The sequence below is a fragment of the Fusibacter sp. genome, assembly GCF_057447755.1.
Genome location: NZ_JBVBZF010000081.1, coordinates 1 through 13,115 on the forward strand (window position 1 = coordinate 1; position 13,115 = coordinate 13,115).

Sequence of the window (13,115 nt, forward strand, 5' to 3'; positions counted from 1 at the left end):
AACCAGTATTTTTTGAATCATATCAATTCGAGACAGTAAATCTGTAAAATCCTCTGAACCGAATAGGACTTCAAGATAGCCTATCGAACCTGTTTTATACATAACCCTAAGGCGATCGTTTAAAAGTTCGTTCTTCTCTCCGATTTTAGCTTCAGCATCTGAGAGCTCAAGGGTTTTAATCTCTATGTCATTTTCGGTTTTGCCGATGTTGACATCTAAATCTGCGATTTCCTTTTCTAGGTTCTTAATGCTCGTACTCACTTTTTTGATGTTTGAAGCTGTTTTATTTTGAAGGGTCTTATTGGCATCAATCGAAGCATCCATGGATTCGATTTGCTTTTTCAGTTCTTCAAGCTCTCGTTCTTTTTTCTTGAGTTCATCATTATCAGCCCAAGATGCCGTCATAAAGAGCAATGTGAAAATCAATACAATTGGCAGCCATTTTTTTAATTTCATAAGGGCCCCCTAAACATCCAAGTACTTGCGCATTGACCAGATACTACCCAGTGCACCAATACCTGCACCAATCACTACAAACAAGAAAATCAAATCTTTTATGAGAACCTCAGGCTTGATGATGTATGCAGCAATAAGAACGTAAAAATCTGAGTTTAACATGCCATAGACATATTCATAACCCATTTTCATAAGACCTGCTGCGATGCCTGCGCCAACGAGTCCTAGGATGGTTCCTTCAGTTAAAAAAGGCCATCTGATAAACCAGTTTGTTGCACCGACATATTTCATAATGTTGATTTCTCGATGCCTTGAATTAACAGCAAGTTTAATGGTGTTGTGGATAATGAAAGTCGAAATGGCAATAAGGACAAAGATGATGATCAAACCTGCTTTTCGGATTAGATCCGTAAAGGCAAGCAGTTTTTCAACGATATCCTGATAGGACTTAATTTCTTCTATCCCTCTTAAATTATCCATGGAAGCCAGAACACTTTCAGAATAATAAATATCTGTCAAATAGACAATAAATGAGTTAGGGAGTGGGTTTGATTCAAGTCCCTCCAGCAAATAGGCATTTTCCTTCCATGAGGTTTTCATCCTCACTAAGGCTTCTTCTTTGTTTTCATATACGACGGATTCAATCCCTGAAATACTTTCGATTTGTTGCTTCAAGTCTGCGATTTCATCAGACGAAAGATCTTCTTTTAAATAGACCTGTATGCTATCAAACTGTTGCTTGGCTGACTGAGCCAGTGAATTGATGTTGATGATCAGTGCAAAGATGATTCCTAAAATAATCAAGGTTGCAGAAACTGAGGAAATCGATGCGATACTCATCATACGATTTCGCCAAAGACTCTTTAAGGCTTCTTTTAATGTGAAAATCGGTTTAATCGTCATAGCCATAAACTCCTATTTTATCGTCTCTTGCTATTTCACCTCGTTCAAGTGCAATAACGCGTTTTTTCATAACGTCAACAATATCTTTATCATGTGTTGCCATCAAAATAGTGGTTCCACGTCTGTTGATGGTCCTTAAAATCTTCATAATTTCCCATGAGGTCTCAGGGTCAAGGTTGCCTGTTGGTTCATCGGCAATCAAAATAGGAGGGTTGTTAATCATAGCCCTCGCTATGGAAACCCTCTGTTGCTCGCCACCTGACAGTTGATTTGGGTAGACGTTTCCCTTACCAGATAGACCCACTAGGGACAAAATCATTGGTACTTGTTTTCGGATGGTCCTTTGAGGTGTGCCTAAGATCTCCATTGCAAAGGCGATGTTCTCATAGACCGTTTTATTGGGGAGTAGCCTAAAGTCCTGAAAGACCACACCGACCTTTCGCCTTAAATAAGGCACTCTTCTTCGATGCAGACGTGTTATGTTCACATCATCAACCCATATTTTACCCGTTGTTGCATCCACCTCTTTCAGAATGGATTTTATAAAAGTGGACTTTCCTGCGCCACTTGGTCCCACAATAAAAACGAATTCACCTTTTTCAATTTTTATGTTGACATTGTTAAGTGCCATTACACCGTTATCATAACGTTTGGAAACATTGCTAAACTCTATCATAAATGTCCTAACCCTTCTCATTTTTCCTGTAAACACTTTATACTATCTTCTATTATACTTAATTTTTCAGTGATAATAAACCATTTCATTTATATTATACCTATACTTGACTTGCAATTTAAGTGTATAATTATTAAATAAATATTACACTGAGGTGAACGACATGGATAAAAAACAAATTAGGCAAAATATGATGCTCATGCGATCTGCTTTAACCACTGAAGAGCGTGAAAAATACAGTGAAGAAGTTCTAAAGATTTTGATACAATTGGAAAATTTCAAAAATGCACGTGCTATTGCTTCCTTTGTGGATTTCAGAAACGAAGTCTCTATGGCACCCATCAACGATTATATTCTTGAAGCAAATAAAGCCTTGTTTCTACCTTATATCGATATGGCTACAAAAACAATGACTTTTCATAAGGTTAATGACCTATCTGAACTTAATCTGAGTAAATTTGGCATTTTAGAACCAAACCCTTCAATCCACGAACGCATTGACATCAACACAATTGATTTGGTTCTAACACCTGGTGTTGCCTTTGACCACACGGGTCATCGTCTGGGTTACGGTGGCGGCTTTTATGATCGCTTTTTCGAAAAGTTAAATCAATCCGTACCGCGTATTGGTATAGCCTTCTCATTGCAACAGATTGACAACATCCCCCTGGAAGAACACGATTTGCCCCTCACGGGACTCATCACAGAAGAAGGCCTACAGTTGTTTTAAGTATAAAGCATATAAAAAAATGGACACGATATTCGTGTCCATTTTATTTTGAACTGCTGTTTATGCCTATTTTTTAGCCTTAGCTTGTTCCTTAGGCTTTTCTTCAGGTTTTTCAACGGCCTTATCAGCCGGTTTTTCTGCTGGTTTCGGCGTTTGAGGCTTAGGCTGTTTCGGCGGTGTTGCCAAATGCTTAAGGCGTTTATCCACCAAATCATTGATTGAATTTTTATCAAATATCCCCTTGCTGTTGCGTTTACCTGCGGGTTTACCCGTTAAGATCTCTATGCCTTCATCCACATGGCTGATTGCCCAAACGGAGAATTTGCCTTCGCTTACTGCTTTTACAACTTCCTGATCTAACATGAGGTTCTTGACGTTTTGCTTAGGTATGATCACGCCTTGTTCCCCATTAAGCCCCTTCATTTTACAAACTTTGAAGTAGCCCTCAATCTTTTCGTTTACGCCACCGATTGGTTGAATCATCCCCCTCTGGTTAACTGAACCCGTTACCGCAATGGACTGATTGATCGGTACACCAGATAAATCTGAAAGCAGTGCATAAAGTTCCGTACTTGAAGCACTATCGCCATCCACACCAGAGTAGAGCTGTTCGAACACGATGCTTGCTGTTAAAGCAAGGGGTTTGTCTTGTGCAAACATCTTGCCGAGATATCCCGTTAGTATCATGACCCCTTTGTCATGGATTTTACCACTTGTTCTTGCCTCTCGCTCGATATTGATAATACCCGATCTACCTTGATATGTGGACACTGTGATCTTAGACGGTTTACCGAAACTATACTGGCCTGTGCCAACGACTGCCAAGCCATTAATTTCACCGATCTTATAACCAGAGACATCCATTAGGTAGGTGCCTTCTTCAAACAAGGACATGGTTTGCTCTTCGTATTTATTGGCACGATACTTTCGCTCATCCAGAGCTTTTTGCACATGCTCTATTTTAACGTATTCATCCTTATAGTAGTTTGCCCAGGCATCTGCTTCAATAATGATGTCACCTAGTGTTTTAAGGTGTGCTGTCAATTTGCTTTGATCATCTGCTAATCTTGTGGCATGATCCACTAAAAGCGCAACAGCATCCGGCATAAAATGATTGAGATTGTCCATTTCGCACTTCGTGGAAATAAATCTAGCGAACTTAGAAATGTTTTCTTCATTTCTCTCCATGTCTTCATCAAAATCGGCCATGACTTTAAATAGCTTTTGGAACTCTTCATCATAGGCATTTAGAAGCGAATAAGTGTAGTAATCGCCAATGATGATGACCTTAACATCAATTGGGATTGGTTGAGGTTTAATGGTATGAGAAACCAAGGCACCCGATGATGAAATTCTACTGTCAATCGAAACCGATTCATCAAGTAGGGAACGCTTTAAGCTTTTCCATGCAAATGGATTTGCTAAAATATCCTTAGCAAGTAATATGAGGTAGCCACCATTTGCTCTGTGAAGAGCCCCTGGCTTAATCATGGTGAAATCGGTCTTCATGACGCCCATTTCATTGAGGTACTCAATACTGCCTGCAAGGTTGAAATAAGTTGGATTGGATTCAAAAATCACAGGAGCGCTTTGCGTTTCAGAATTATCTACAAACAGATTTATGCGATATCTTTCAAAAAAGGCCTCTGGATTTTGCTGACTCATGGCAAACATCGCAAGTGGATTGCGCTCGTCTGCTTCAGGCTCGTCATTTTTAAACTCATCTAAGTTCTCAACAATATCTTCCTCTAAAAACTCAAGATATTTTTTGATGTCGTCATTCTCTTTGAACTTCTCCTTAATGGCATCAAGGTGGAACTTCACTAAGTGTCTACCCATTTGTTCATCAAGACTCTTAAGCTTGTTTCTTAAGTTTTCTTCCTCCAATCTCAATCGATTGAAGAGGTCAATGGTTTCAAGATTGAGTTTTTGAGAATTGCCCATGAGCTTCTCATACTCCTCTTGAGTAATGGTGTTGTATTCTTCCTCATTCATTGGCTTGCCATCTCGTAGTGGTATGCTGACAATGCCCTTCTCACTTAGCGAGAAGAGGAAACCATACTTTTCACCAACCGAGTTTAACTTCTCTATGACATTTGCAGAGTGCATATTGTATTCTTCAACAAGCTTTTGACGGGCATTTTCATAATCTCTACTTGAAAAAATTTCTTCCATGCCCTTTCTTAGAAAGCGGATAGCCCTTTCAACATATTTTATAAAGTTTTTACCCTCTCCATTTGCAATCTTAATTGCAACTGGATGATATTGATCCTTAAAGTTATTGACATATAGCCAATCAGACGGCGCAGGTTGCTTAACCGCTTGTTCTTCTGTCAACATGTTAACAAAACTGTTACGACCGGTGCCCCATTGGCCAGAAACGTATATATTATAGCCTTTTTTTGTAACATTTAGGCCAAATTGCAGTGCTTTCTTAGCGCGTTCTTGCCCAATAATTCCTCTGATTGGTGGTAAATCTTCGGTTGTCTTAAACTCAAATGTTTTAGCTTCGCATCTATTATTGAGTTGTTCAGGTTTAAGCTTTAAATATTCCATAATCGCCTCCGTGTTATGATTTTATTGAAATTCAGATTAGAACCGCTTCATAAGAAAACTATCCCTATTTATTAAATTTCTACACAAAGCCTTAATACCCTTTTTTTTGTATCAAAATAAGTTTAATTAAAAAAAAGGCGGATTTTATTGAAAAATTATGGTTTTTCAATAAATCCACCTCTTGTTTTACAATTTTTGAAGCCTCACGCCACCATTAGCCATTAGAATTTTAAATTCTTGAGTTTATCTCCAAAGAGATCGCTCATCGTGGTGGTCTGAGCTTCTTCTTCATAGGGCTCGAAATCTTGTAATTCTGCTTCTTTTGCAGCCTTAAGACTCAAGGCAATCTTTTGATTTTCACTGTCAATTTGAAGAATCATCACTTGTATCTCATCGCCAACGCTCACAACTTCTTGTACTCTGGAAACATGTTGGTCAGATAATTCAGAAATATGCACTAGGCCCTCTAAACCATCTTCGATTTCAACAAAAGCACCAAAATTCATAATTCGCGTAACCGTTCCGAGAACGATATCTTCTACCTGATAATTGGCATCAACACTTTCCCAAGGACTAGCCTTAATATCGGCAAGTTTCAAACTGATTCTGTCTTTTTCACGGTTGACCTCAAGGACAATCACATCCACAAGATCGCCTTCATTAAGAACTTCACTTGGATGCTTTATGCGTCTATTAGAAAGCTGTGATATATGAATCAGACCATCTACGCCACCAAGATCTACGAAGGCTCCGTAATCCGCGAGTCTCACAACCTTACCTGTAATGCGGTCATCAGCTGATATTCTTGACATGATATCCGCTTTCGAACGCTCCTGCGCCTCTAACTCAATCACTTTTCTTGAACCGACAACTTTTTGTTCTGCCTTCTTATAATCAATTAATACAATTTCCATGGTTTGGTGTAAATAAGGTTTTAGGTCATCCACATATGAAAGTGCAACCTGTGATGCCGGTATAAATACTCTTGCACCTTTATAATCAGCTACCAAACCACCAGTAACTGCTTCTTTCACTTTTACTTTCAGCTTGCGTTTGCCTTCAAATATCTTTTCAAACTCATCCCATACTAAAATTTGATCCGCTTTTTTTAAAGAAAGAAGCACATTACCATCGCCATCATCCGTTTTAACGACAAATACTGATATTTTTTGACCAATACTTAAGCCTTCAGTTGTGCTACCTTCAATTTCTTCCTTAGGCAAAACACCATCTGAAATATAGTTGATGTTTACGATGACTTCCTCAGCATTTACCGATAAAATCGTGCCCTCAACAATATCGCCCTTGTTTAAATCATTATTCGTCTCATACTGTGCCATTAATTCTGCCATTGACATATTTTCACTCATGCTTATCCCTCCAAAATTAATCTCTTTTTTAGTGATCTATCGTTTTAGAAAAAATAACCTTTATCATAAATTTAGGTAAAACCATCATGCGGCCAATTCTCGAAGGGTTCATCAACAATCGATATAACCACTCCAAGTTCATCTTGATAAACAGCTTAGGAGCGCGTTTTGCTGCGCCACCCCACACATCTACAGCACCGCCAATGCCTATTGCTACTTTTGCGTTGATGATCTTTCGATGCTTATAAATCCATTTTTCTTGTTTTGGTGCACCAAGGCCCACAATCAGTAAGTCCGGTTTAGCTTCATTGATTCTGTCTAAAATTCTGAGTTCATCTTTTTCCTCAAAATAGCCATCTTGGGTACCTTTTACGACCAAGTTTGGATATTTCTCAGATATCTTCTTAGCTGCCGCTTCTGCAACACCAGGTTTTCCGGCAAATATAAATATACTTTTTTGAGATCGATTACAAAACTCCAAGGCCTTTTCCATAAGTTCAATCCCTGGAATACGTTCTGGCAATTCGAGATGATGAATATTGGATGCCTTGATTAGTCCGATGCCATCAGGTACCACTAAGTCACCCTGGCAAAGTATTTCTTTAAATTCAGCATCCTCTTGAGCTCTCATTATAAATTCTGGATTGGGCGTGAACACCATTTTAAGTTCATCACCTTGCATAAAACTGATTAAACGACTATTGGCTTCCTCCATGGTTACCTTGTCAATTTTAACCCCAAAAATTTTAACATAATTCGTTCCCTTAAAAATTTCCATTAATCCTCCACTATATCAGTGTTTCTAATATTTCATCATTGACCTTCAAAATTGCTTTAAGATCATATTTTGATTTAACAATTTTAGCCTTAACAGCTTCATAATCTTGCTCATATCTTTCAATTTCTGCTTCTATTGCTTCTGGTTTGAAATCATGTATCGTACATACCGGCGCCATTTGGACCGTTTCTAAAAAATTCTCAATTTTAGGATCATAGCTTATCCCCACAAATGGCACCTCAGCCACCAGTGAAAAGATAAGCGAATGCAATCTTGAACCCACTAAAATATGCATATTTTGCACTAGGCTTAAAAAGGCCAACGAATTGTATTTATCCACAATAAAGTATACGTGTTCATCAGTCTTGCCATGTATATCTTGAAATATCTTAGTGTCGTTCTTATAGTAAAATGGGACAAAGATAACATTATACTTTTGCGCCAATCGATTTGCCATTTGAACCAATAAATCCTTGTGGGCATCATCTCTAAAATCCTTCTGTCTAATGGCTATTGCAATATTTTGACGTTCTGGATCCTTAAGATTGAGCTTATCAATAATTGCCTGTCCTTCATCAAGGGCTTGACACTCAAGATCCATAACTGGATCAGTGGTTATCGTTGCCTTTTCTGGCTTTACACCTATTGACATCAAGAGTTCATAGGATTTAACATCCCTAACCGTTATACGATGAACCTTGTTTAATATCCGTTTAACGCGCTTTTTATTGGATTCTCTGATCAAGGGCCCAACACCATGACTGATGAGGAAGACCTTTTTCTTAAAGAGCAACCCCATTCTGATAATACTCAAATAGTAATGAATGCTTCTTGCACTTGTGACATCCTGTAATAGGCTGCCGCCGCCACTGAGGAGTACATCGCACTTCATGATGGCCATGGCAACCTTAAAAGCATCGCTTCTATTAACTGCGTTTACATCGAATTTCTGCATGGTCTCCTCTGGATTATTTGACAATACTGTGATTTGAACTTTTGGGTTGACCCGCTTTAATTTCTGAGTCAAAGTCAACAGAATCGCTTCATCTCCAATATTGTGAAATCCATAAAAGCCTGAGATCACGACTTTATTCATAATTTTTACTCCCAAAATACGCAACATAAATGCGATTAATAATTTCTAACGCAAGGAGAACGATAATGCCTATGACCAGTCCCATTGCCAGTGATAAAAAGGTTCTTGCAGTAGAGAGATAAATTGGTGCTCTCGAATGGCAGAAAGTATTTACGACTGAAGTAAATCCAATCATAGATGTCAATGCAAACGGGAACAAAATACGCTGATAACCTCTACATGCCAAGTAAATAGTTGCTGTAAAGGCTGGAAAGGCCATTAAAATCTCTTTCGTTCTTGGTCTTGCCAGCATAACATTTTCAAGGAAATTTCTAAAGATAATTTCAATGTTCAAGGCTTCAACATTTGTTTCATGACCGGATCTGGCAATATAAATATAAACGATAAAGGCTAACACTGCAGCAGCAATTAAATAGTAAACCTTAACATTCTCATAGATAAAGCCCTTCAAATCCTCCACAAAGAATGTATTTTCTTCTAAATCGTGTACATTTCTTCTGTAGCCGAGTTTGATTATATAGACCACAACAAACAAGAACATGGGTAAAAGTAAACTTGCTTTTACCCCCCTGTAAAAACTCATCTCCACTAAATAGTCCGATCTGGACATGATTGCACCTACAGTCAATCCACCTAAGAGGCAAAGAAGTACAATCGCAGTCAAGCCCAATGTTGATTTAACGATAATGCCTTTAAAGGTGTAGACTTTTGTGCTGAGCAAGATATCCTTGATATACTCAATAAAAAATATAATGGCAATGGTCGGATAGACATTTGCAGCTGTAAAAGCATAAAGTTCTACACTTAAATTCGGTATCAGGTAAACGCTTGCTGGTATGAAGACCATGCCCAGAATAAATAGAACCCATTCAAATTTCTCATTGATATCAAAAATCAATTTTAAAGAGATCAACCCAAGGACTAACAATCCAAATGCAGAAAGCATCAGCAAATAAGGCGGTACTGAATGATAAGGCATAACACTTGGTCTACCAAGACTTATCCCATGTGGTTCAAGTCTCTTTGAAAGCCCTTCAAACATTAACTTGTAATCATCAAGCACTTCATAGTAGGTAAAATTGGTTTGTTTGTATGGTCTAAAATAGATCACGCGAATGTTTCGCTCTGTAATGGCTCTATAAAGTGTATTCTCTATTTCAATGGAACCCTCATAATAACCTAAATAGTCATATCGTTGCTGAATATACTCAATTACAGGGAAGACCCGTACAATATTGTAATTTAAATCTTGTGCAAGTTGAAATACGCCTGACTGATCAGTGTGACCTCTTTGAACTGAGGATTCAATCAGTGCAAGGGGAATATTGTCTTGAAGGAGTTTGTCATAAACCATTGGATCATAATTTCGAACACCCTTCTCATATCCCAGTGCGTCTTTACCACCAAATATGATTTCCATTGGCTTTTCATCATATTTTTCTACGTCTTCAAAATAGGCTTTGGCAATATTGGTATTGGCCCTACCAAAGCTAATAGGTCTCAGGTTAATCGGCAAGCCACTCTTTTTGACGATTTCAATCTTAGCAGGATCAAACCCAAGGCCTATGTCTTCAAGTGCAGATGAAACCTCTATACGGGGCAATTTTACCCCCTTTGCTAGGATGTCCTTATAGCGGCTATCTTCAGTATAATAAAGGTCCTCAATTTGACCTTTTAGGACAATCGTTTTGACTTGTTCATCAAACAATTGATAAAAGCCTTCGTCATATCTGGCCTTGATCCCTTGACTTAAGCGGTCAAACAAGGCTTGGTCATATGTTCTTACAACCATATCGTATTTGTTGGTATCTGCAGCCAAGTATGCTGCCGCTACATTACCATATGACTTTTCCCACTCCAAATCTTTTTTTACATTCAAGAGCAAGTCATACTCAATAGCTTGCTGCTCGTTGACCATACTATAGAGGGTATCCTCAGAGATGGCAACACTAGAAATGCCACTTTCAGACAAGGTCTTAAACATTTCTTCATGTGAGATGCCGAGTTGATCCGCATAGAGTGTGAACTCATAATAATCTGCTACAATATCCACTGTTTTAGCTTGATTCTCAACATTGATCCGACTCCAAAGCATTGTTCCTGTTGCTATTAAACTCACCACAAATAATATGAGATATATTTTCTTTTTTAAGTTCATGATTCCTCCACACAATTCAATTAGAAATTATCGTATAATTGCCTTTAATCATTATCCAAGAGTCTTCAGAGGTTAATACGCCTCTGCCATCATTACTTGGCACAAGCATATGATGATCAATGGGTACATTCTTACCATTTAAGACCTTGTTGCCATCCGTTAAATCCGGAATCCCCACAGAATTTGGATCAATAACAGTGGCCTTACCAACTCTTATGATAAATTCCGCACTACTGGCAAAATAAATTGCACTGCCGCTAGGGACATTTACGATTTCAAACAATTGACTCGTGCCGGTTGTTTGACCAATTTGACTCTTTAATGCATTTATTTCAGCTAAATACTTATCATCGAGTGCCTTGAGCTTCATCTCCATATAACTCACCGTTACAAGAGGATCTGCTGTCGTGCCTGCTGTGCCATCAGCCTGTGCTATACCAAGCACCCCAATAAAAATACCAAGCGTTAAGCCTATGATTAGATTTTTATTTATTGCCATATCTGCCTCCTGAGAGATTTATTTTAACACTATCACCAATCATTTTAACATATGAGTCAGGTTCGTGCTATATTTCATAGTGTGTTTGTCAAAAAACAGGAAAAAACCTGCATATAAAAAGATATACAGGTAATTTAAACGTCTTCCTCATATAGACCAAGGCTGATAACCAAGGCTTTATCAACAGCCACCATTACACCTTCTTCAAGATGCCCTAGTTTTTGAATCAATCGCGTTTTATCAATCGTTCTAACTTGTTCCAATAAGACAACTGAATCCTTTAATAAACCTACTTGAGAAGCCTCGACTTCAACATGTGTCGGTAATTTTGCTTTCGCAATTTTTGCTGTAATTGCTGCGATGATCACAGTTGGACTATACTTGTTTCCAATATCATTTTGGATAATTAAAACCGGTCTTTGTCCACCCTGTTCAGAACCACGCACAGGTGATAAATCTGCAAAAAATACGTCGCCTCTTTTAATATTCACCTTAATTATCATCTCCATTCAACTTTGATTCAAAGATAGATAACGCAGATAAGTAATCTATCAACCCAGATTCGCAAAATTCCAAATTTATCTGAGCCATCATTTCGTAGCCAAAACGCATTGTCTCGCAGGCCTTACAATTTTTTAGAGCATTTTTCTTGTGTGATTTTAGGGCAACATTTTTCATAAAAAATGTGTATGCACTAAAAGAATCACAATCGTACTGAGCATTTTTTTTCATCACAAAACCCCCATTGTTAACGATACCCTATCGCATCAAAACAATTTCTCTCTGTTTATGTTACCCTAATAACATTAAAAATAACCCTTTAATGTCTTAAAAATCCATAAACATCTATAATTTAGCCCTTCTTCTCCCAAAAAAATTGCCCAAAATATTTGTTTTTTAAGCTTCCCGTAACCCATTTTACATTTATATGTCTCTATCTAAAAAATATTTTATCATACTTCAAATTAAATCGCTATAAAAATCAAGGATTATCTCAAATAATCTATGATTGCCACAGTTTCATTTTGTTTTTTGTAAACCCTTAACACGCGTTTTGATATCATACAAACAACTTCGTAGTTTATGGTTGAGATCATCTCTGCGTATTGATCAATACTGATGAAGTGGTCACCGTCACTACCAAAAAGTGTTACGACATCGCCTTGTTGTACTTCAAGACCTGTTACATTAAGCATACACTGGTCCATGCAGATTCTACCCACAATCGGTCTGATTTGACCCTTTACGATTGCCTTTGCTTTGCCAGTATAACCTCTTGTAAAACCATCTGCATAGCCAAGTGGTAAAGTCGCAATTTTTTCATCACCATGCGCTCTGTACTTTAAGCCATAGCTAATACCTTCCCCGTCAGAAATCATCTTAACATGAGATATTTGAGCCCGAAGAGACATGGCTTCCTTTAAATCGACAGCATCGTGATTGACATCTCCTGACGGATAAAGCCCATAGAGCATAATGCCAGCTCTCACCATGTCAAACTGGTATTCTGGACAATCAATAATTGTGGCACTATTGGCAACATGCTTAATTGGAATATGAACATTGCGCTTTTCAAGCGCTTCAACTATGGTTTTAAAACGCTCTACTTGCAGATGCGTAAAACTTTTATCCGTCTCATCTGCCACTGCAAAATGCGTAAAAATACCCTCAATGTTAAGATTCGAAAAAGTGGTCATTTCTTGAATTTGATCAATAGTTTCTTCATTGATGGCCATACCGAGTCTACGCATTCCCGTATCCAGTTTAATGTGGACCTTTAGTATTTGATTAAGCACTTTCGCTTGGTCATTAAAATGAATGGCTTGCTCAATATTATATAAAGCCTGTATAAGCTTGTTTTCTATAACTTCCTTAGCATTTTCGTTTGGTGTG

13 protein-coding genes are annotated in these 13,115 nt (G+C 38.0%); 1 reads left to right on the forward strand and 12 read right to left on the reverse strand.

Going from position 1 to position 13,115, the window contains the following annotated elements; all coding sequences use genetic code 11:
- The 3 genes from AC220I_RS11025 to ftsE form a co-directional block, all read right to left on the reverse strand.
- Window positions 1-456 (reverse strand): murein hydrolase activator EnvC family protein (locus AC220I_RS11025; RefSeq protein ID WP_486723884.1); only part of this gene is annotated, 456 nt, incomplete at its 3' end.
- A 9-nt stretch (window positions 457-465) separates the two neighbouring features.
- Window positions 466-1,365: a permease-like cell division protein FtsX gene (gene ftsX / locus AC220I_RS11030; protein ID WP_486723885.1), complete on the reverse strand. Its 900-nt coding sequence runs from the start codon at window positions 1,363-1,365 to the stop codon at window positions 466-468.
- Entirely contained in the window at window positions 1,349-2,035 is a 687-nt protein-coding gene (ftsE, locus tag AC220I_RS11035) for a cell division ATP-binding protein FtsE (protein ID WP_486723886.1), read from the reverse strand. The genes ftsX and ftsE overlap by 17 nt, the downstream gene beginning before the upstream one ends.
- A 163-nt stretch (window positions 2,036-2,198) precedes the next feature.
- Here ftsE and AC220I_RS11040 point away from each other — a divergent pair, with 163 nt between their 5' ends.
- Window positions 2,199-2,765, forward strand: coding sequence for a 5-formyltetrahydrofolate cyclo-ligase (locus AC220I_RS11040; RefSeq protein WP_486723887.1), 567 nt, complete (start codon window positions 2,199-2,201; stop codon window positions 2,763-2,765).
- Between the two features lie 66 nt (window positions 2,766-2,831).
- On the opposite strand, the gene AC220I_RS11045 is transcribed toward AC220I_RS11040, so the two are convergent.
- The 9 genes from AC220I_RS11045 to alr all read right to left on the reverse strand — a co-directional run.
- A complete protein-coding gene (locus AC220I_RS11045) occupies window positions 2,832-5,321 on the reverse strand; it encodes a Lon protease family protein (protein ID WP_486723888.1) in 2,490 nt (829 codons plus the stop codon).
- 221 nt (window positions 5,322-5,542) lie between these two features.
- Window positions 5,543-6,691, reverse strand: a complete 1,149-nt coding sequence (rpsA, locus tag AC220I_RS11050) for a 30S ribosomal protein S1 (RefSeq protein ID WP_486723889.1) — start codon at window positions 6,689-6,691, stop codon at window positions 5,543-5,545.
- 28 nt (window positions 6,692-6,719) lie between these two features.
- Entirely contained in the window at window positions 6,720-7,469 is a 750-nt protein-coding gene (locus AC220I_RS11055) for a WecB/TagA/CpsF family glycosyltransferase (RefSeq protein WP_486723890.1), read from the reverse strand.
- Between the two features lie 10 nt (window positions 7,470-7,479).
- Complete coding sequence (csaB, locus tag AC220I_RS11060; RefSeq protein WP_486723891.1) at window positions 7,480-8,565, reverse strand: polysaccharide pyruvyl transferase CsaB; 1,086 nt, start codon at window positions 8,563-8,565, stop codon at window positions 7,480-7,482.
- The gene (locus AC220I_RS11065) at window positions 8,558-10,723 is read right to left on the reverse strand and encodes a DUF5693 family protein (protein WP_486723892.1); all 2,166 of its coding nucleotides are present in this window, start codon (window positions 10,721-10,723) and stop codon (window positions 8,558-8,560) included. The genes csaB and AC220I_RS11065 overlap by 8 nt, the downstream gene beginning before the upstream one ends.
- Before the next feature lie 16 nt (window positions 10,724-10,739).
- Window positions 10,740-11,222 (reverse strand): hypothetical protein, encoded by a 483-nt coding sequence (locus AC220I_RS11070; protein WP_486723893.1) that lies wholly within the window; start codon window positions 11,220-11,222, stop codon window positions 10,740-10,742.
- 134 nt (window positions 11,223-11,356) lie between these two features.
- The gene (locus AC220I_RS11075) at window positions 11,357-11,713 is read right to left on the reverse strand and encodes a type II toxin-antitoxin system PemK/MazF family toxin (RefSeq protein ID WP_486723894.1); all 357 of its coding nucleotides are present in this window, start codon (window positions 11,711-11,713) and stop codon (window positions 11,357-11,359) included.
- A gap of 1 nt (window position 11,714) precedes the next feature.
- Complete coding sequence (locus AC220I_RS11080; RefSeq protein ID WP_486723895.1) at window positions 11,715-11,954, reverse strand: hypothetical protein; 240 nt, start codon at window positions 11,952-11,954, stop codon at window positions 11,715-11,717.
- Between the two features lie 257 nt (window positions 11,955-12,211).
- A partial coding sequence (alr, locus tag AC220I_RS11085; RefSeq protein ID WP_486723896.1) for an alanine racemase occupies window positions 12,212-13,115 on the reverse strand: 904 nt, incomplete at its 5' end.